An 18,923-nucleotide genomic window follows, 5' to 3' on the forward strand; every position below is an offset into this window, starting at 1 on the left:
GGTGGAGGACGCAACCCCGGCCCTCAGGGTTCAGCCCCCGCGCCACGGCCTTCCGGGGGGGGGCAGCCCCGGCCCGTCTCAGCCGATGCGGGCGACCGGGGCGTCGACCTGGTTGCGGTCCACGACCAGCCGGTACCCGCCGTGCGTCTCCGCCACGTCGCCCGCGTACTGGTGGATGCGCTGCCGGCGCCAGGCGTCCTCGCGCAGCGACTCCTCCTCGTACACGGCGGCGTCGGTGTGCCAGCGCGCGAACCAGATCACCGCCGGAAGGTCGCCCACCCCGGACTGTCTCGCCTGCTCCATCTGCCGCACCCCGGAATCGGCGCTGCTGTAGAACCCGGGGAGATAGCCGCGTCCGCGCACCTCGTGGTTCCAGGCCCGCACGAAGTCGAGCGTGGTGCGGGCGCACCCCGCGTTGCCCACGTCGTACGCCTCCATGTCGAGGAACAGCGGGCTGCCCGACAGGATGCCGAGGGCCTGCGCCTCCTGTACGGCCTGGCCCGCCTCGGACCGGCCCTGCTTCGCGGGCTCGTTCCCGATCCGCACTCCCTTCTTGTTCTTGGCGTACACGCAGGGCGCTTGCGACCCCACGAACACGGGCAGCACCTGCCACCCCATCTCGTGCACCTCGTTCACCCAGCTCCTGCTCAGGTTGGGCTGCGACGCGCAGTGCCGGCCGCGGCCCCCGTAATAGACGCCGACCGCGTGGTACGCCGAACTCCGCCAGGCCCGCATCGCGGCCAGCGACGGCGCGTTGCAGGTGTCGAAGGCGGCGCCGGTGAAGTGCGGTGCGACCGCGGCGCGTTCGTCGTCGTCCGGATCCCCGTCGGCCAGGGTGCGGGGGAGCACCGGCGCCCCGGGGTTCGTCACCGCGGCGGCCGTCGGCGCGAGCAGAGCGACGAAGGCGAGGAGCGCGGCGAGGAAGGCGGCAAGGAGGGTGACGAAGAAGGCCGAGCGGGAGGTGGCACGGGCGGTGGTGCGGGCAGTCGTGCGGGAGGTGGCACGGGAGGTCGTGGCGGAACGAGCGGGGATCGGGGTGATCTTGGGGCGGCGCATGGCCCGAGTGAATGGCCCCGCGCACCACCCGGCCACCGCTCAGCCCAGCGCGTCCGCCGTCCGAGCGGAGGATCAGCCATCCGGACGGAGGATCAGTCGCCTCGGGAACCGGGTCGCCCCTCCGCGAACGGATGGGCCGTCAGCTCTCCCTCCCCAGGACCAGCCCCGACGTGGGGACGCCCGTGCCGGCCGTGACCAGGGCGTGCGCCGCTCCCGGTATCTGGTTCACCGCCGTGCCCCTGATCTGCCGCACCGCCTCCGCTATGCCGTTCATGCCGTGCAGATACGCCTCGCCCAGCTGCCCCCCGTGCGTGTTGAGCGGCACCGCGTCCGCCGCCACGAAATCGGCCGCCTCGCCCGGACCGCAGAACCCGAACTCCTCCAGCTGCATCAGCACGAACGGCGTGAAGTGGTCGTACAGGATCGCCACGTCGATCTCGGCGGGGCTCAGCCCCGAACTCCGCCACAGCTGACGGGCCACCACCCCCATCTCCGGCAGCCCGGTCATGTCGTCCCGGTAGAAGCTGGTCATCGCCTCCTGACGGCGTCCGGCTCCCTGCGCCGCCGCGGTGATCACGGCGGGACGCTGCCGCAGGTCCCTTGCCCGCTCCGCCGTCGTGACGACGATCGCCTGCCCGCCGTCGGTCTCCTGGCAGCAGTCGAGGAGCCGCAGCGGCTCGACGATCCACCGCGAGGCCGCGTGATCGGCCAGGGTGATCGGCTTGCCGTGGAAGTACGCCGCCGGGTTGGTCGCGGCATGGCGGCGGTCGGTGACGGCGACATGACCGAACGCCTCGGGAGTCAGGTGGTAGGCGTGCAGATAGCGCTGTGCCGCCATGGCGACCCAGGACGCGGGCGTCAGCAGCCCGAACGGAAGGGCCCAGCCGAGCGCCGCGCCCTCCGCAGACGGCTCGCGCTGCTGCACACCGGAGCCGAAGCGCCGCCCCGAACGCTCGTTGAACGCCCGGTAGCAGACCACCACTTCGGCCACCCCGGTGGCGACGGCGAGCGCCGCCTGCTGCACGGTGGCGCACGCCGCACCCCCGCCGTAGTGGATGCGCGAGAAGAAGGACAGCTCACCCATGCCGACCGCCTGCGCGACCGATATCTCGGGGCTGGTGTCCATGGTGAACGTGACCAGACCGTCGACGTCCGACGGCGAGAGTCCCGCGTCGTGGAGCGCCGCCCGGACCGCCTCGACCGCCAGCTTCAGCTCGCTGCGCCCGGAGTCCTTGGAGAACTCGGTCGCCCCGATGCCGACGACGGCCGCCCGCCCGCCGAGCGAGTCGGCCCGACGTACGCTCATGCCCCCTCCTCCACATCGGCTCCGGGCGCCACGGACACCCGTACGGTGCCGGTGACGTGGTGGCCGAGGCCGTTGGCCCCCGTCACCCGCACCACGGCGACGTCCCCCTCCACCGCGGTGACCGTGCCGGTCAACGTCATCGTGTCGCCCGGATGGTTCGGCGCGCCGAGCCGTATCTTCACCGCCCGCAACCGGGCCGTCGGACCGAAGCAGTCCGTGATGTAGCGGCCGACCAGGCCGTTGGTCGTCAGGATGTTCATGAAGATGTCCGGGGACCCCTTCTCCTGCGCGAGCACCGCGTCGTGGTGGACGTCCTGGTAGTCGCGCGATGCCACCGCGCCCGCCACGATCAGGGTCCGGGTGATGGCTATCTCCAGCGGCGGCAGTTCGTCCCCCGCCCTGATGCCGTCGGCCCCCGCTCCCTCCCCGGCCCTCAGGCCCTCTCCGGTCCTCACGCCGTCACCACCCCCTCGGCCGCCTGCTTCTCCGCCACGATCAACTCGCCCAATTCAGCGAGCAGTTCGGCGCCACATCCCAAGTAGGCGTCGAGCTGGCGGCCCCACAGGAAGTGCCGGTGCACGGGGTGTTCGAGGTCCGCCCCGAGGCCACCGTGCAGATGCTGGCCCGCGTGCACGACACGGGTGCCGGCCTCGGACGCCCACCATGCCGCGGTCAGCGCGTGCGTGCCGTACCGCAGGCCCTCGTCCCGCCGCCAGGCCGCCTCGTAGGACGTGACCCGTATCGCCTCGGTGTCCATGTACGCGTCGGCGGCCCGCAGCAGCACTCCCTGGTTGGTGGAGAGCGGCCGCCCGAACTGCTCGCGGGTCGTGGTGTGCAGGACCGCCCTGGCCAGCGAGCCCGCGCACACGCCCGCCTGGAGCCCGGCGAACGCGGTGCGCGCGGTGGCCAGCACGTCCTCGTACGCCTCGGTCCCGCCGAGCCGCTCGGCCGCGGTGGCGGCGAGCGTGAGGCGCCCGGCCGACCACGGCGCGGTCGTCTCGACCGGCTCCGCCACCGCGTCGGCGGTCCGCACGAGCCACAGGTTCCGGTCCGCGTCCGGGACCAGCACATGGGTGGCGTCCCTCAGCCAGGGAACGAGCGGCACGGACCCGGTCAGCTCTCCCTCACCGCTCGTGCTTACGCGGCCCGCCACGGAGGGGAACGCCCCGGTCACCACCGCCGTCCCGTCGCGCAGCGCCGGGAGCAGCCGATCTCGCTGTCCGGCCGTGCCGTGCGCGGTGAGCGCGAGGACGCCGTAGACGCAGGCTGCCGCGAAGGGGACCTGTGCGGTGGTCCTGCCCTGCTCCTCAAGGGCGAGGACCAGACCGAGGAGACCGACCTCCTCGACGGCCGCGAGCAGCCCCGCCCCGCACAGCGCCTTCCACAGCCCGCCGTCCGTGCCCGTGCCGGCCGCGGCGAGCCGCTCGTGCGTCGAGAGGTCCCCGAAGATCTGCGCCGCGAGGTCGCGCACGGCGGCCTGCTCATCGGTGGGCGCGAAGTCCATCAGACCGCCTCCGCCCGGAAGAGGGGGAGCTCCAACTCCGCGTCCACACGGACGAACTCGAGGCTTACGGGCATCCCTATCCGCACCTCGTCCGCCGCCACCCCGACCACATTGCTGACGATCCGCACGCCCTCCGCGAGCTCGATCAAGCCGACCGCGTAGGGCGGGTCGAAGGCGGGGAAGGGCGGGTGGTGCATCACGACGAACGAGAACACCGTGCCCGCGCCGCTCGCCTCCACCGTGTCCCACCGCGCCGAACCACAGGCGTGGCACCCCGGCAGCCAGGGGAAGCGCAGCTCGGCACAGTCGCCGCAGCGCTGGATGAGCAGCCGGTGCTCGGCGACGCCCGCCCAGAACCCGGCGTTGTCCCGGTTCACGACGGGCCGTGGGCGCACGGGCCGTGGGCGTACGGCCCGATCGGCCGGCCGTTGCCCGGCGGCCGGCGAACTCCGGTGCGCGGGAGCGTATTTGAGGATGCGGAAGCGGTGCGTGCCGGCAAGCTCCCCGTTGGCCAGCACGTCCATCCGCGTGGTGACGAAGTGACCTGTCCCCAGCTTGGTCGTCTTGCGCTCCGACACCGTCTCGATCACCGCGTCATAGCTGACGCGGTCGCCCGGCCGCAGGTCGCGGACGTACTCCTGCTCGCAGTCCGTCGCCACCACCGACGCGTATCCGGCGCCGTCGAGCAGCTCGAACAGCTCGTCGTAGGCCGTGGCGCGGCCCGTTCCGTCGCCGTGCCCGGAGAGGCCGCCCATCGTCCAGGCCTGGAGCATCGTCGGGGGCGCTATGGCGTCCGGCCCGGTGTAGGCGGCGTGGGTGTCGCCCATCGCCTCGCACCAGTGCCGGATCATCGGCTCGTTGACCAGGTCCTTGCCGACTCCCGCGGTCGCGGCGGCCCGCCCCTCGAACTTCTTCAGCCGGCCAAGGAAATCCGCCCCGCTCGCCCCACCCTCTTCCCTCACCACTTCTCTCACCGCTTCCCCCGCTTCATTCCGAGCCGCATCGTCGCGACGATCTCCCGCTGCACCTCGCTCACCCCGCCCCCGAAGGTGTTGATCTGTGCCGCCCTGTTCATCCGCTCCAGCTCCCCGTCCCCGAAGGCGCCGGGCGAACCGCCCCGTATCAGGCCCGCGTCCCCCACGATTTCCTGACACATTCGATACGTTTCGACCGCGGACTCCGTTCCCGTGAACTTCACTCCGCTGGCGTCCCCCGGCGCGAGACTTCCGGCCCCCACATCCCCCACCAAACGCCAGCTGAGCAGGCGATTCACCGCCAGCTTCGCGTGCGTGACGGCCACCTTCGCCTTCACCCATTCGTGGTCAACCCGACGTTCGGATGTCACCGGATCGGGCGTACAGGCGGCGGTGAGCGCGGCCTCGTAGAAATCCTCGGCCTGCATGCCGATCGCGGCGAGCGCGACCCGTTCGTGATTGAGCTGATTGGTGATCAGCCCCCAGCCCGCGTTCTCCTCGCCGACGAGGTTCGCCCGCGGCACCCGGATGCCCTCGTAGTAGGTCGCCGTGGTGGTCAGGCCGCCGACCGTCTCGATCGGTGTCCAGGAGAAGCCGGGCGCGTCGGTCGGCACCAGGACGATCGAAATGCCCTTGTGCTTGGGCGCGTTGGGGTCGGTGCGGCAGGCGAGCCAGATCCAGTCGGCGTTCTGGGCGTTGGAGGTGAACACCTTCTGCCCGTCGATCACCCAGCTGTCCGCGTCCCGCACGGCCCTGGTGCGCAGGGCCGCGAGGTCGGTGCCGGCCTCCGGTTCGCTGTAGCCGATCGCGAAGACCAGGTCGCCGCGGAGGATCCTGGGCAGGAAGTACCCCTTCTGCTCGGCGGTCCCGTACTTCATCAGGGTCGGGCCGACCGTGTTGAGGGTGACCATGGAGACGGGCGCGCCCGCCCGGTAGGCCTCGTCGAAGAAGACGAACTGCTCGTCGGCGCCGCGCCCCTGGCCCCCGTACTCGACGGGCCAGCCGAGACCCAGCAGCCCGTCGGCTCCGATCCGGCGCAGCAGCGCACGCTGGGCGTCGGGATCCGTACCGGCCGGGGGTCCGTCGGGCATCAACCGGGCGAAGTAGGCGCGGAGTTCGGAGCGCAGCCGCTGCTGGCGCTCGGTCGGGGCGAGGTGCACGACGGCGGCCTTCCGTGCGTACGGGTGCGTACGAATGCGTACGAGTGGTGGTGCGCGCCGGCGTGCCGGTGCGTTTCTGACTGTCCGTCAGATTTGGCTCGGCTGTCAATGCCTCGCGCGATGCCCGCGCGAACCACGCGCCGAACCGCACACTGAACCACGCACTGCCGGTGTTCCGGGGACCCCGCTCCCGGCACACGCGAACGGCCCGGATGGCCGTGCCGCAGCACTGTCACCCGGGCCGTCGTTCACCCCATGGACCGGACCCCGCAGCAGGGGTCGCGGGTCACCACAGACGGGTGAAGTTCACGGCGACATTGTGGTTGCCCTGGTTGATCGACGTGAACGCGGAGCCGTTCACCTGGGCGGTGTTGTTCTGGTTCGAGGCGCCGGACCCGACGGCCTGCTGCTGCGAGGTGGACGAATTGCCCCGGTTGTCGTGCCCGACCCCGCTGCCGCTGATGGTCGCCACCGCCGCGTTCGATCCGTGACCCGCGAGGGCGCCGTTGTCGGCAGAGGCCACGCCCGAGCAGAGGGCGGCGGCGAGGGGCAGCGCGGCAACGGCGGCGAGAACGCGGGCGGTACGGATGCTTGCCATGTCAATTCCTCCAGGAACGGGACATACGGGTTGATTCGGCGTTCCGGACCGCTCCCACCTCACGTGAGTGAGACAAGTGCGGTCTGTTCCAAGGCAGTTGGCCGACCGCCTCGGACGCTCTGTGACGACGTCGCGAGATCAGAGTTGCCCACCGAATCCCCGGCGAACCAGTCAATGGGGAACCTTTCGCCCGCAAGCGTGAGGACATGTCGATAAACCCCCAATGCGACACCAAAACTCCGGCCGGGGCTGAACTTTCGCGCCGGAACCGCCCCCTCCCATGAGGAGAACCGTTTCGGCTCGGATTCGGCCAACCCTTGTCGCCACCGTCCGCTCACCTGAAGGACACCGACACGCCACCGGGTCGTCGCCCCACGCGGGTGGGGTCGTGGAGGGCCGGGCCGGAAGCGGTGTGTGCGGGGTGGCCTGGACAGGGATTCCCTTTCTCGAACATTCGTACGAACATGGAGCCATGGCCACCATCGACCGGCAGTCCGCCACCCTGGCCCTCGCCCACGCCCTGTCCGCCGCCGAGCGCGGCCTGCCCGTCATTCCGCTGTCCCGCTCCAAGCTCCCCGCGCTCCCCTCGCCGCACCGCAACGGCACGCACCCGGTGCTCTGCCGGGGGGAGTGCGGCCTCCCGGGGCACGGGGTGCACGACGCGACCACCGACCCCGCCACGGTGCGCGCCCTGTTCGCGGCCGCGCCCTGGGCCACCGGCTACGGCATCGCCTGCGGCCGGGCCCCGCACCACCTCATCGGGATCGACCTCGACACCAAGCCGCCGGGCACCGACGCCACGGCCGCGCTCCAACTCCTCGCGCTGCGGCACCTGTTCACGATCCCCGAGACCGTGGTCGTGATCACCCCGAGCGGAGGCCACCACATCTGGCTGGCCGGCCCGCCCGACGCGGTCGTGCCCAACTCGGCGAGCCGGCTCGCACCAGGCATCGACATCCGGGGCGCGGGAGGCTACCTGGTCGGCCCCGGCTCCCTCAGCGGCCGGGGCGTCTACCGCCTCGCCCCCGGCACCGCCCACCTCGGCCCGGCCCCCTGCCCCCGCACCCTCCTCGACCTCCTGACCCCTCCGCCACGCCCCCACCACTCCCACCGGCCCGTCGACCACCACGGGCAGGGCCTGGTGCGCTTCGTCCTCGCCGCCCATGAAGGCCAGCGCAACACCCGCCTGTTCTGGGCGGCGTGCCGGGCATACGAGAACGGCATCGGCGAACAGCTCACGGCCGCCCTCGCCTCAGCCGCCGTCCGCACCGGCCTCACCCCCCACGAGGCCCACGCGACGATCGCCTCGGCGGCGCGGATGAGCGCGGCGCGATGATGGCGCGGATACGGAACCCGGCGCGGTGAGCACGCGGTGCGTCATCCGGCACCGCACAGGCAGCGGGATGGAGGGGGCCCCGTTGCCGAGCGCCGGCCGATGTGGCGGACGGGATGGGAGCTGGGGCGAGTGGTGGGTTGAGGAGGAGGATGCCGCCATGGCAGAGGAACCGAGACGGCCTCTCAGCGAGCTTCGGCAAGGCGAGACAGTCCAAGCAACGATCGCTAGTCACCAGCCATGGGGCCTCACGGTAAAGCTCGACGAGTACGAGCCCGTGGGCGCCTCACTGGACACGATTCGCCGCGGAGGCGAGCCGGGAGTGAAGCGCCTCGTGCGGGAACTGCCGCCCGTGGGAACGACCATCGACCTAGTCGTAGGCGAGGTGCGCGACTGGCATCACAAGCCGTGGATATGGGTCGACCTCACGGCACCCAGTCCCGCCGAAGACTGACCGTGCCCCCAGCGTGCCCGATCCAGCGGGGAACACCGGGGAACGACGGTCACCCACGGCCATCGCGTAGCACGACGGTCCCTGACCGATGTACCTGGTCAGGGACCGTTCGTCTGCGGTGGGTGTGGGATTTGAACCCACGGTGACATCGCTGCCACGACGGTTTTCAAGACCGTTCCCTTAGGCCGCTCGGGCAACCCACCCGCGCCCCGCCTCACCAGGCGCGGAGCGGTGTACAGCCTACCGGCATCGGGTCAGTTGCTGTCGCCCTTGCGTTCGCCCAGGGTGATCGTGACCGTGTTCTCCTTGCCGTCCCGCGTGTATGTCAGCGGAACCTGGTCGCCCGGCTGGTGCGTCCAGATCTCGCTGATCAGCGTCGGGCCGCTGTCGATGGGCATGTCGCCGAACTTGGTGATGATGTCGCCCGGCTTCAGGCCCGCCTTGTCCGCGGGACCGCCCGCCGTGATCGGCTGCTGGCTGCCGCTGCCCTGCGGGGAGATCTGGGCGCCGTCCGTGCCGCCGCCCGGGGCCGCGCCGCTGCCCTGCTGGATGCCGACCGAGGCGCCGATCACCGGGTAGACCGGCTGGCCGGTCTTGATGAGCTGCTCCGCGACGTTCTTCGCCTGGTTGATGGGGATGGCGAAGCCGAGACCGATCGAGCCCGCCTGCGACTGGCCGCCCATGCCGCCGGTGCCCGCCGACTGGATCGCCGAGTTGATGCCGATCACCGCGCCCGCCGAATTGATCAGCGGACCACCCGAGTTGCCCGGGTTGATGGAGGCGTCGGTCTGCAGGGCGCTCATGTACGACGCCTTGGAGTTCTGCCCGTCGCTCGACGCAACCGGACGGTTCTTCGCGCTGATGATGCCCGTGGTGACGGTGTTGGAGAGACCGAAGGGCGCGCCGATCGCGATGGTCGAGTCGCCGACCGCGACCTTGTCCGAGTTGCCGAGGGAGAGCGGCTTCAGGTTGGACGGGGCGTTCTTCAGCTTGATGACGGCCACGTCGTAACCCTGGGCGCGGCCCACCACTTCGGCGTCGTACTTCTTGCCGTTGGAGAACGTCGCGGACAGCTTGCCGCCGCTCGCCGCGGAGGCCACCACGTGGTTGTTCGTGAGGATGTGGCCTTCCTTGTCGTAGATGAAGCCCGTGCCCGTGCCGCCCTCGCCGTCACTGCCCTGGGCGTCGATCGTCACCACGCTCGGCAGCGCGTTGGCGGCGACCCCGGCCACCGTGCCCGGGTCGCGCTTGAAGTCCTTGGGAGTGTCGGACGAGGCCACCGTGGTGGAGCCCGACCCTCCGTTGTCCCGGTCCGCGGCGAAGTAACCGATGGCACCGCCGATTCCGCCGGCCACCAGGGCGGCCGCCACGACCGCGGCGATCAGTCCGCCACCGCGCCTGCGCGGGGCCGGGGCGTGCGGGGCGCCCCAGGGCTCGCCCGGGTTGCCTCCGCCTCCGCCTCCGTAGGAGGGCAGCACCGGCGGGGGCGGCGGCCAGCCGGCGCCGCCCTGCTGCGGGGGCGCCGACTCGTGCGCTTCGTGCGCTTCGTGCGTCTCGTACGCGTGCGGCGCCGGAGCGCCCGGAGTGGCGGGCAGCGGCGCGGTCGCCGGGTCCTGGCCGGAACTCGGGGTGGCTCCGGCCGACGGCGGTACGGGTTCGTGGACGAGCGTGCTCTCCGCCTCGCCGGGCGCCGCGTCCGAACGGGCGGGGGCGGCAGGGGCTGCGGCGGGCACGGGAGGTGCAGCAGGTGCAGACGACGGGGCAGGCGGGACGGCCGGAACCGCGGTGCCCTCGTTCTCGGTGCTCACAGCTTGCTCTCCTCGGTTTCCACTCGGTCTTGGGGACGGTCAGGCGGGGGCCGGCTGACTGGCTGCCGAACTCCGGCGTGGGGCTCGGCACCACCCATGGTGCGCCAGGGGTCCGACATCGGGCCCCGCACCGTGCGGATGACTCCGCTCAGCTTTTCCCACCGCACGTCAGGCCACTGTAAGCAGGAGCTGTGTATTCGTGCGCCAACCTGTGCTCCGGCGGTGGCACGATGACGCGGTGACCCAAGCACGGCAGCCCAGCCCGCACATCCCAGATCCCGCCCGCGTCCAGGTGGTCGCCCACCGGGGGGCCTCCGAGGACGCCCCCGAGCACACGCTCGCCGCGTACATCAAGGCGATCGAGGACGGGGCCGACGCCCTGGAATGCGATGTCCGCCTCACGGCCGACGGCCACCTCGTCTGCGTCCACGACCGGCGCGTCAACCGCACCTCCAACGGCCGCGGCGCCGTGTCCGCCCTCGAACTCTCCGATCTGGCGGCGCTCGACTTCGGCTCCTGGAAGGACAGCGAGGAGAGCCCGGACTGGAAGGACCGCGAGTTCACCTCGGTCCTGACCCTCGAGCGGCTGCTCGAACTCGTCGCGGACTCCGGTCGCAGGGTCGAGCTGGCCATCGAGACGAAGCACCCGACCCGGTGGGCCGGCCAGGTGGAGGAGCGTCTCGTCCACCTCCTCAAGAGGTTCGGCCTCACTCAGCCGCCGCCGGCCGGTGAAACCTCCCCGGTCCGCATCATGAGTTTCTCCGCGCGCTCCCTGCACCGGGTGACGGGGGCGGTTCCCGACATCCCGACCGTCTACCTGATGCAGTTCCTGTCCCCGCGACTGCGCGACGGACGGCTGCCGGCCGGTGCCCGGATCGCGGGACCCGGCATGCGGATCGTGCGCAACCACCCCGCCTACATCGAGCGGTTGCACCGCGCCGGGCACCGCGTGCACGTCTGGACGGTCAACGAACCCGAGGACGTCGACCTGTGCGTAAGCCTCGGAGTGGAGGCAATCATCACCAACCGGCCGAAACAGGTCCTGTCCCAACTCGGGCGCCCGTAACGCCCCTTACAGGGTGTGCACCGGCGCGTTCGCTCCGTAGGGGACCGTGACGAATGCGTCGCCCGGCGCCGGTTGGCCGGTTTCCGGTCCAGTCCATTGGGGCATCCACACCGTGGCGTGGGGCGAAGGAGGTCTCGGGGGTGGCGTTGGTGGTGGCACAGGAGGTGCCCGCGTCGTCGAGCATGGCCGTACCCCATGGCCCTGCGGGCGTGGGCAAGGCACGACACCGGATGCGCGAGCAGCTGCTCGGCAACGGGGTGTCCGAGCCGGTCGTGGACGATGCCGTACTGATCCTGTCCGAACTGCTCAGCAATGCCTGCCGGCACGGCAGGCCGCTGGGGCGGTCCGACATAGGCGACGGCGACATCCAGGCGGCCTGGCAGATCGACAAGGCGGGGCGGCTGACCGTCGAGGTCACGGACGGGGGCGGCCCGACCCGGCCCATCCCGGCGACGCCGTCGGTGACCGCGCGCGGCGGCCGGGGGCTGAACATCATCAGCGCCCTCGCGCAGGACTGGGGCGTGCGGGACAGCGCCTCCGGCGAGGTCACGGTGTGGGTGATCCTCACGGCGGCGCACCGGCACGACGATTTCGCTACGCGCGTCGCCGGCCCCGCGACGGTGCCGAGCCTGGAGTTCGCGGACGCGTTCGACGACCTGGATTGACTGGACCGAGCGGACGGGCCGACGCGGCTCGGCTCCTTCCCGGAGGTCCGGCCCCGCTCCGGCCCGCACGCCCGTCCCCGATCCCGCCCGGAGATCCGGCTTCGCCGCGGCCCGGCGGTCCGGGCGGCTAGGCTCGCGCCCGACACAGCGACACCGCACCACCGCAGTCGGGAGAGAGCCACACCATGGCCAAGAAGCGTCCCCAGGCGAAGGCCGTCAAGCCGCAGATCAGCGACGGGGAAATCCCGGTCGCCGGGGCCCGTGAGCCCTGTCCGTGCGGCTCCGGCCGCCGTTACAAGGCGTGTCACGGGCGGTCCGCGTCGCACGCCGTGACCGAGCTGGTCCAGCGCCCCTTCGAGGGCCTGGCCGGCGAGTGCGACTGGGTCGCGCTGCGCGAGCTGGTCCCGGCCGCGACCGTACCGCTCACGCTGAAGGACCCGCTGCCCGATGGCGTGCCGTCCGTGACGCTGGCGACCGTGCTGCCGATGGCGTGGCCCGCGCTGCGCCGCGAGGACGGTTCGGTGCTGCTCGGCCTCCAGAACGACACCCCGTCCGGCGACATCAGCCGCGACCTCGCCGACACCCTCAAGCGCGCGCTGACCGCCGAGCCCGGCTCGCCGGTCGCCGCCCAGCGCGCCGAGCCCGACGGCCCCCGCCTTCAGGACCTGCTCGACCCGGCCGGAGCGTTCGAGCCCGAGGTGCACACCGGCTTCGAGTTCTGGGTGCCGGACGCGGACAACGCCGCCACCGAGGTCGCCGCTTCCCTGGAGCGGGCCAACGCCGCCGCGATCCCGACCGTGCGGCTGACGTCGGTCGACTCCTCGTACTGGTGCGAGACCCCGGAGAAGAACCACCTGCGGTGGGTCATGCCGTACGCGGAGGAGAAGCTGCTCGACGCGCTGGCGCGGCTGCACGCCGCCGGCACGTCCTCGCTCGGCGAGGGGACCCGGCTCGTCGGCTCCTTCCGCGCGCACGGCCTGACGGTGCCGGTCTGGGACCTGCCGGCCGGGATGGGCGCCGAGGAGTGCGAGAAGCCGGCCGCCGAGTTCGCCGAGCGGCTCGCCGGGGCGCTCGCGAACGAGGAGCCGCTCACGGCGGAGGAGCGCCGGGCCCGCGGTGGGCTCACCAACCGCCAAGTGACGCTCAGCTGAGAGTGACGGCGGCGGCCCTTTCGGTCGGCCGACAGGTGACTCCTGTCACAACTCGCCGTACTGACAGGTAAATCGGTGTCCGAATTACCGAGATCGAATTTGCGAACGACCGATCTCTTGTTACCGTTCTAAGAGCCCGGTCGCTGGTGCATCCCCCGTCGCCAGCGATCGGGCCCTTCCATTTGCCGGCTCGGTCAACGAGCCGAGGGTTCCGTGGAGTTGCTGCCGGAACGCAGGAGCAGCGGTGCGTCCTCTCCCGCCGCCGCGAACTCCGACACCGCCGAATACGCCTCCGCCCCCGCGGCCGGCCCGGTCCGCCTCTCGTGCGGGGTTTCGCAGGAATTCGGCTGGTCGTCGGCGGCCACCTGGCAGTTCGTCTCCACGGTCCGCCCGTCCGGGCTCATCAGCGTGAGGACCACGTTCAGCTCCTGGCCGGTGGCGTTGCGGTAGTAGGTACGCCCCCAGGCGTCGCGCCCCCCGCTCAGCACGCAGGTCTGCGCCTCGATCCCTTCGGGGGAGACCAGGGCGGGACCGCAGTGCGCGGCCGCTTCCCGCACGGACCGCGGCAGTGGCTTGTTCGCCCGCGCGAGGACGTGAGTGAGGGGGCTTTTTGCGTCATCCGCCGCGGTCAATTCCTCGGGCCCTCCCGCGGGCCCCGCCGAGGCGACCAGCGGCAGCAGCACGGCGCCCACCACGACGGCCGTGAGCCCGGCGACGCGGAGGTGCTGGAGATTCATGGGGGACCCGCCTGCCCTGGAATTCCTGATGGTGGGCCGAAGATAGCCACGGAATCCGGGCGCCCGGCGCCGCGCACACCCAATTCCCGTACAACCAGGGCCCGCTCGCACCCGAAAGAGTGAAGGCGGCTCGGGAACCGAACCGCCTTCACGCTCATTGGGCGACGCACCCCGCACATCCCGTCCGGGCCGCCCTGCTGCCGGCCGCCCGGGGCCGCCCCGCTCCTGTCTCGCACCGCCATCGGTGCGTTTCAGTACGCCAGCCGGCTCCCGCCGTCCGGTGCGCTGGTGCTCGCCTCGACCAGCGCGTCCACCACCGCCTCCACTTCGGGGAGCCAGAGTTCGGCCGAGCCCAGCGGGGGCCGCTCCCAGCGGATCTGCCCCTTGCCGGTCTGCGACGGCGGCAGCACCAGATAGCCGCCCTCGCTGTGGAAGCGGAGCGAACTGGGCACCCAGTCCTTGGAGTAGAGCAGCTCGCCGAGGCGCTCCATCGAGTACGGAGCGACCAGGAGCGACCACCGGGTGGGGGTCGCCACGACCGGGCCGAGCCGCACGTCCATGGAGTCGAGGGCGGCGAGCGCCCGCGCTCCGGCGACGGCCGGGAGGCTGATCGCGCAGGGCGCGCCGCCGCCGGTGGCGAGGAGGACCGGCGCGGCGGGCCGGTTCGTCCACCACCAGCGGATCATGCTCTCGTCGGTGGTCGCCGCGAGCAGGACGGGGTCGAAGGGGTGCGCACCCGGCACCACGCATTCGGGGTCGGGGCAGGCACAGCCGCGGCCGCCCGCGGCCAGTCCCACTCCGGGGACCACGGGCCATTTCCATTGGGTCGCACAGGTCAGCGCGGCGCCGAGCTGAGCAGCCCTTTCACTGCGCCAGAACCGGAACCTGCGTCGCCTTCCAGGGATCTCGCGCATGGGCGCTCGTTCCTTTCCGTTGAACGCCGAGTCCACATCACATGACGTGTGCACAACTTCACTGCGCGTACGTGCTGCGTGAGCAGGCGGTGGGGATCCGCCGGGATCGATCATGAGCCGTCACCACGGGTGGCGACGGCCACTGCCCGTAACCATTTAAAGCATGGCGAAGGGTGGCGCGTGCATGGCGCTTGCCGTCCTGCGGGCAAAAAACCCCGCCGCTCGGGGTGGGACGTGGCCGGTCGGCTCTTAAGACGCTCAGGCCGTCCGCAAGGTTCCGAGGCAGTCCAACTGCCACGGACCACACCGATTACGTACCCAACACGGTTGAAACGACGCACAGTTGAACGTCCTCAGTCGACCCCAGGACCGGGCGACCAGGATCATTTTTCGGCCAACTTGGAAGCCCCACGGACACCAATAGTCCCGCTATGACAATGCTGGACATCCCCTCACTTGTGCGTGTACATGTGGATGCATTGATAGCGGCGCAGAATGACATGGGGGTTTGCGATGCTATTGAGCAGAAACGACCAGTCGGAAAGCCGGCTGCCATGAGCGCCCCTCACCTGCCGAAAGTGGCTGGAATCGATCCAGCCGTTCCGTCTCCGGCGCACACTCACGCGTCGCTGCCCTCACCCGCCGCCCACACCCCACCCGGTGCGGTGCTCCAGGACCGGCTCGCCGGCTGGGTCTCCGACCTCACCACGCTCCACGAACTCACCGAGCGTCTCGCCCGCACCACCGTGCTCGACGACGCGCTGAACGAACTCCTCAAGGCCGGCGCCGCTCTCGTCGGCGCGCGGCGCGGGCTCGTCGTCATGGAGCCCGCGGACGGCCTCGGTCCGGTCGTCACCACGGGACTCGGGCTCGCCCACGCCGACCTCGGCCACATCGAGACCGTGCCGCGCAGCGCCACCGCGTACGGCCGGATCCTGGACGGGCTGCCCGACGCGGGCGGCGCCGACCTCATGGCCGACCAGGACGGCCTCGACCCGCGCCACCGCGAGGTCGCCGCCCGCCTCGGCTACGCCGCCAGCTACGCGCTGCCCCTCACCACGGAGGGCTCCGGCCGGCTCGGGGCCGCCGTCTGGCTCTACGACGAGAGCGCGGAGCCCGTCGAGCGCCAGCAGCACCTGGTCGGCCTCTACATCCGGTACGCGGCCGAACACCTGGCCCGCCTCGTCGAACTGGAGCGGGCCCGCACCCATGTGGCGACCATCGCCGAGGAGCTGCTGCCCAGCCGGCTGCCTCGGGTCGCCCGCGTCCAGCTGGCCGCCCGCCACCGCACCGGGCCGCGCGGCGGCGGCGACTGGTACGACGCGCTCCCGCTGCCCGAGGGCGCGCTCGGCCTCGCGGTCGGCTCCGTCACCGGGTCGGGGCCGAGCGCGGTCGCGGCGATGGGGCGGCTGCGCGCGAGCCTGCGGGCGTACGCCGTCATGGAGGGCGAGGATCCCGTCGCCGTCCTGTCCGACCTCGAACTGCTGCTGCGCCTGACCGAGCCCGCCCGCTCGGCCACCGCGCTCTTCGCCTACTGCGAACCCGCCCCGCGCAAGATCGTGCTCGCCGGGGCCGGACACGCCCCGCCGTTGATCATCGGGGAGCGGCGCACCGAATTCGTGGAGACCTCGCTCTCGGCGCCGCTCGGCATGCTGGCCTGCTGGGAGGCGCCGAGCATGGAGCTTTCTCCCGACCCTGGAGAAACGGTGCTGCTCTACACGGACGGCCTGCTGCGCCGCACCGGCGCCCCCATGGACCGCGCCTTCGCCCGGCTGCACGCCGCCGCCGCGAGCGTCCCCAAGCCGGTGCGCGACGATCCCGGGGCGATCCTCGACCACGTGCTGCGCACCCTGCTGCCCGACGGCCTCGACGAGGCCGACCACGCCGAGGACGTGGTGATGCTCGCGGCCCGCTTCGTCTAGCCGCCGACGCCGCGACGGCCCGCGACGGCCCGCGACGGCCGCGGTAAGAGGCACTACGACCCTGGACCCCCTTCCGTACGCCCGTACGATGGAGGGCGGCCCAGTGTCGTACCAAGGAGCAGACGTGTCAGAGGAGCTCAGCCCGGCGATCCCGGAAGAGACCGCCGACGAGAAGCCGATCCAGCAGCGGAAGAACGGCCTGTACCCGGGCGTCTCCGATGAGCTGGCCGAGAACATGAAGTCCGGCTGGGCCGACACCGAGCTGCACGGCCTGGAGCGGGTCGCGCAGGCCGGCCACACCGCCGACCGCCGCGCCGCGCTCTCCAAGCGCTTCCCGGGCGAGCGTCTGGTGATCCCCGCGGGCAACCTGAAGACCCGCTCGAACGACACCGAGTACAGCTTCCGCGCCTCCACCGAGTACGCGTACCTGACCGGCGACCAGACCGAGGACGGTGTGCTCGTCCTGGAGCCGGCCGGCGACGGGCACGAGGCGACGCTCTACCTGCTGCCCCGCTCCAACCGCGAGAACGGCGAGTTCTGGCTGTCGGGCAGCGGCGAGCTGTGGGTCGGCCGCCGCCACTCCCTGACCGAGGCCGAGCAGCTGCTCGGGCTGCCCGCCAAGGACGTGCGCGAGCTGGCCGCCGCGCTGACCGAGGCCACCGGCCCGGTCCGGTGCGTACGGGGTCACGACGCGTCCATCGAGGCCGCGCTCACCGACAAGGTCACCGCCGAACGCGACGAAGAGCTGCGCGTGTACCTCTCCGAGGCGCGTCTGGTGAAGGACGCGTTCGAGATCGCGGAGCTGCAGAAGGCGTGCGACTCGACCGCCCGCGGCTTCGAGGACGTCGTCAAGGTGCTCGACAAGGCCGAGGCGACGAGCGAGCGCTACATCGAGGGCACGTTCTTCCTGCGCGCCCGCGTCGAGGGCAACGACATCGGCTACGGCTCGATCTGCGCCGCGGGCCCGCACGCCACCACCCTGCACTGGGTGCGCAACAACGGCGAGGTCCGCTCCGGCGACCTGCTCCTCCTGGACGCCGGCGTGGAGACCAACGAGCTCTACACCGCCGACATCACCCGCACCCTGCCGATCAACGGCACCTTCTCGCCGCTCCAGCGCAAGATCTACGACGCGGTGTACGAGGCCCAGGAGGCCGGCATCGCGGCGGTCAGGCCCGGCGCCGCCTACCGCGACTTCCACGACGCCGCCCAGCGCGTGCTCGCCGAGAAGCTCGTCTCGTGGGGTCTGCTCGGCGACATGGACGTCGAGAAGGTCCTCGAACTCGGCCTCCAGCGCCGCTGGACCCTGCACGGCACCGGTCACATGCTCGGCATGGACGTCCACGACTGCGCGGCCGCGCGCACCGAGACGTACGTCGGCGGCGACCTGGAGCCGGGCATGTGCCTGACCGTCGAGCCCGGTCTGTACTTCCAGGCCGACGACCTGACCGTGCCCGAGGAGTACCGGGGCATCGGCGTCCGGATCGAGGACGACATCCTGGTCACCGAGGACGGCAACGAGAACCTGTCCGCCGCGCTGCCGCGCCGCTCGGACGAGGTCGAGGCGTGGATGGCCCAGCTCAAGCAGGGCTGATCCGGACCGCCCACGCGCCCGGGGGCGCGCCGCTCAGGACACCTTGAGCAGCGCGCCCTCGCGCCATTTGAGGATCTTGTCGAAGCTGACGACCGCGCCCCGGCCGGGCCGGTTCCTGAAGTGCACGTGGTCGGCGAGCTGTTCGATCAGGCCGAGGCCCCTGCCGTGCTCGGCCAGGCAGCCGGTTCTCGCGGGCGGCGCGGCACGCCGGGCGCGCCGCGCGGGAAAGCCGGGGCCCGAGTCGGCCACCTCGATGCGGCACTTCTCGCCGTCGAGGTAGGCCGTCACCCGGTAGGCCGCCGAGGCGCTCCCCGCCACCGTGTCACCGCCGTGCTCGACCGCGTTGGCGCAGGCCTCGGTGAGAGCGACCGACAGGTCGTAGGAGACGTCGGGGTCGACCCCCGCGGTCTCCATGGTCCCGAGCAGAAGACGACGGGCGAGCGGCACGCTCGCGGCCTCGCGCCGCAAGTGGAGGGACCACCAGATGCTCATGCTCCAGCCTCCTGGCTGCAACGCTGCGGCTCGACATAGTCCTTCTCTCTACGGGCGCAGTATTGCCGCAACTACTCGCCCGTAAGCACGCTCTTGACGTGATGGCGCCCGTTCGGCGGATGTACGCGCCCCCGCGCGCCGGTGTAAAGCCACCGCGACCGCCCGCCTCCCGCCCCCGGCCGCCGCACC

At 71.8% G+C, this 18,923-nt stretch carries 17 protein-coding genes and 1 tRNA gene; 6 read left to right on the forward strand and 12 right to left on the reverse strand.

What is annotated here, in order from left to right:
• Window positions 1–78 precede the first annotated feature (78 nt).
• From OG432_RS16310 to OG432_RS16340, 7 genes are all read right to left on the reverse strand, one after another.
• Window positions 79–1,056, reverse strand: a complete 978-nt coding sequence (locus OG432_RS16310; RefSeq protein WP_328311657.1) for a DUF1906 domain-containing protein — start codon at window positions 1,054–1,056, stop codon at window positions 79–81.
• A 139-nt stretch (window positions 1,057–1,195) separates the two neighbouring features.
• Window positions 1,196–2,362, reverse strand: a complete 1,167-nt coding sequence (locus tag OG432_RS16315) for a lipid-transfer protein (RefSeq protein WP_328311658.1) — start codon at window positions 2,360–2,362, stop codon at window positions 1,196–1,198.
• Window positions 2,359–2,766: a MaoC/PaaZ C-terminal domain-containing protein gene (locus OG432_RS16320; RefSeq protein ID WP_328315128.1), complete on the reverse strand. Its 408-nt coding sequence runs from the start codon at window positions 2,764–2,766 to the stop codon at window positions 2,359–2,361. Before OG432_RS16320 ends, OG432_RS16315 begins: the two co-directional genes overlap by 4 nt.
• Window positions 2,767–2,813: 47 nt before the next feature.
• Window positions 2,814–3,866 carry an acyl-CoA dehydrogenase family protein gene (locus OG432_RS16325; RefSeq protein ID WP_328311659.1) on the reverse strand — a complete coding sequence of 351 codons (1,053 nt, stop codon included), beginning with the start codon at window positions 3,864–3,866 and terminating at the stop codon, window positions 2,814–2,816.
• On the reverse strand, window positions 3,866–4,831 hold the full coding sequence (locus tag OG432_RS16330; RefSeq protein ID WP_328311660.1) for a bifunctional MaoC family dehydratase N-terminal/OB-fold nucleic acid binding domain-containing protein: 966 nt from the start codon (window positions 4,829–4,831) through the stop codon (window positions 3,866–3,868). Before OG432_RS16330 ends, OG432_RS16325 begins: the two co-directional genes overlap by 1 nt.
• Window positions 4,832–4,836: 5 nt before the next feature.
• Complete coding sequence (locus tag OG432_RS16335) at window positions 4,837–6,000, reverse strand: acyl-CoA dehydrogenase family protein (RefSeq protein ID WP_328311661.1); 1,164 nt, start codon at window positions 5,998–6,000, stop codon at window positions 4,837–4,839.
• Window positions 6,001–6,286: 286 nt separating this feature from the next.
• Window positions 6,287–6,598, reverse strand: coding sequence for a hypothetical protein (locus tag OG432_RS16340; RefSeq protein WP_328311662.1), 312 nt, complete (start codon window positions 6,596–6,598; stop codon window positions 6,287–6,289).
• Between the two features lie 472 nt (window positions 6,599–7,070).
• Between OG432_RS16340 and OG432_RS16345 the strand changes: the two genes are divergently transcribed.
• A complete protein-coding gene (locus tag OG432_RS16345; protein WP_328311663.1) occupies window positions 7,071–7,934 on the forward strand; it encodes a bifunctional DNA primase/polymerase in 864 nt (287 codons plus the stop codon).
• A 567-nt stretch (window positions 7,935–8,501) separates the two neighbouring features.
• Here the strand turns inward: OG432_RS16345 and OG432_RS16350 are convergent.
• Both OG432_RS16350 and OG432_RS16355 read right to left on the reverse strand, forming a co-directional pair.
• Window positions 8,502–8,588, reverse strand: a tRNA-Ser gene (locus OG432_RS16350).
• A 51-nt stretch (window positions 8,589–8,639) separates the two neighbouring features.
• On the reverse strand, window positions 8,640–10,193 hold the full coding sequence (locus OG432_RS16355; RefSeq protein WP_328311664.1) for a S1C family serine protease: 1,554 nt from the start codon (window positions 10,191–10,193) through the stop codon (window positions 8,640–8,642).
• A gap of 238 nt (window positions 10,194–10,431) precedes the next feature.
• Here OG432_RS16355 and OG432_RS16360 point away from each other — a divergent pair, with 238 nt between their 5' ends.
• From OG432_RS16360 to OG432_RS16370, 3 genes are all read left to right on the forward strand, one after another.
• A complete protein-coding gene (locus OG432_RS16360; RefSeq protein WP_328311665.1) occupies window positions 10,432–11,259 on the forward strand; it encodes a glycerophosphodiester phosphodiesterase in 828 nt (275 codons plus the stop codon).
• A 53-nt stretch (window positions 11,260–11,312) separates the two neighbouring features.
• Window positions 11,313–11,924: an ATP-binding protein gene (locus tag OG432_RS16365; protein ID WP_328311666.1), complete on the forward strand. Its 612-nt coding sequence runs from the start codon at window positions 11,313–11,315 to the stop codon at window positions 11,922–11,924.
• Window positions 11,925–12,109: 185 nt separating this feature from the next.
• Entirely contained in the window at window positions 12,110–13,075 is a 966-nt protein-coding gene (locus OG432_RS16370) for a DUF5926 family protein (RefSeq protein ID WP_328311667.1), read from the forward strand.
• 194 nt (window positions 13,076–13,269) lie between these two features.
• Here the strand turns inward: OG432_RS16370 and OG432_RS16375 are convergent, their stop codons facing one another.
• Window positions 13,270–13,812, reverse strand: a complete 543-nt coding sequence (locus OG432_RS16375; RefSeq protein ID WP_328311668.1) for a hypothetical protein — start codon at window positions 13,810–13,812, stop codon at window positions 13,270–13,272.
• Between the two features lie 251 nt (window positions 13,813–14,063).
• Window positions 14,064–14,726, reverse strand: coding sequence for a bifunctional DNA primase/polymerase (locus tag OG432_RS16380; protein ID WP_328311669.1), 663 nt, complete (start codon window positions 14,724–14,726; stop codon window positions 14,064–14,066).
• A 437-nt stretch (window positions 14,727–15,163) separates the two neighbouring features.
• Here OG432_RS16380 and OG432_RS16385 point away from each other — a divergent pair, with 437 nt between their 5' ends.
• Together OG432_RS16385 and OG432_RS16390 are read left to right on the forward strand one after the other, a co-directional pair.
• Window positions 15,164–16,648, forward strand: coding sequence for a PP2C family protein-serine/threonine phosphatase (locus OG432_RS16385; protein WP_328315129.1), 1,485 nt, complete (start codon window positions 15,164–15,166; stop codon window positions 16,646–16,648).
• Window positions 16,649–16,772: 124 nt separating this feature from the next.
• Window positions 16,773–18,242 (forward strand): aminopeptidase P family protein, encoded by a 1,470-nt coding sequence (locus OG432_RS16390; RefSeq protein WP_328311670.1) that lies wholly within the window; start codon window positions 16,773–16,775, stop codon window positions 18,240–18,242.
• 33 nt (window positions 18,243–18,275) lie between these two features.
• Here OG432_RS16390 and OG432_RS16395 read toward each other — a convergent pair whose 3' ends face one another.
• Window positions 18,276–18,734: an ATP-binding protein gene (locus OG432_RS16395; protein ID WP_328311671.1), complete on the reverse strand. Its 459-nt coding sequence runs from the start codon at window positions 18,732–18,734 to the stop codon at window positions 18,276–18,278.
• Window positions 18,735–18,923 lie beyond the last annotated feature (189 nt).

It is taken from the genome of Streptomyces sp. NBC_00442 (assembly GCF_036014195.1).
GTDB lineage: Bacteria > Actinomycetota > Actinomycetes > Streptomycetales > Streptomycetaceae > Streptomyces.

Excerpts from the sequence above, each read along its gene's own strand:
- OG432_RS16315 (WP_328311658.1), bottom strand. The coding sequence starts at position 2,362 with ATGAGCGTACGTCGGGCCGACTCGCTCGGCGGGCGGGCGGCCGTCGTC.
- OG432_RS16310 (WP_328311657.1), bottom strand. The coding sequence starts at position 1,056 with ATGCGCCGCCCCAAGATCACCCCGATCCCCGCTCGTTCCGCCACGACC.
- OG432_RS16375 (WP_328311668.1), bottom strand. The coding sequence starts at position 13,812 with ATGAATCTCCAGCACCTCCGCGTCGCCGGGCTCACGGCCGTCGTGGTG.
- OG432_RS16365 (WP_328311666.1), top strand. The coding sequence starts at position 11,313 with ATGCGTCGCCCGGCGCCGGTTGGCCGGTTTCCGGTCCAGTCCATTGGG.
- OG432_RS16345 (WP_328311663.1), top strand. The coding sequence starts at position 7,071 with ATGGCCACCATCGACCGGCAGTCCGCCACCCTGGCCCTCGCCCACGCC.
- OG432_RS16380 (WP_328311669.1), bottom strand. The coding sequence starts at position 14,726 with ATGCGCGAGATCCCTGGAAGGCGACGCAGGTTCCGGTTCTGGCGCAGT.
- OG432_RS16325 (WP_328311659.1), bottom strand. The coding sequence starts at position 3,866 with ATGGACTTCGCGCCCACCGATGAGCAGGCCGCCGTGCGCGACCTCGCG.
- OG432_RS16370 (WP_328311667.1), top strand. The coding sequence starts at position 12,110 with ATGGCCAAGAAGCGTCCCCAGGCGAAGGCCGTCAAGCCGCAGATCAGC.
- OG432_RS16340 (WP_328311662.1), bottom strand. The coding sequence starts at position 6,598 with ATGGCAAGCATCCGTACCGCCCGCGTTCTCGCCGCCGTTGCCGCGCTG.
- OG432_RS16395 (WP_328311671.1), bottom strand. The coding sequence starts at position 18,734 with ATGAGCATCTGGTGGTCCCTCCACTTGCGGCGCGAGGCCGCGAGCGTG.
- OG432_RS16385 (WP_328315129.1), top strand. The coding sequence starts at position 15,164 with ATGCTGGACATCCCCTCACTTGTGCGTGTACATGTGGATGCATTGATA.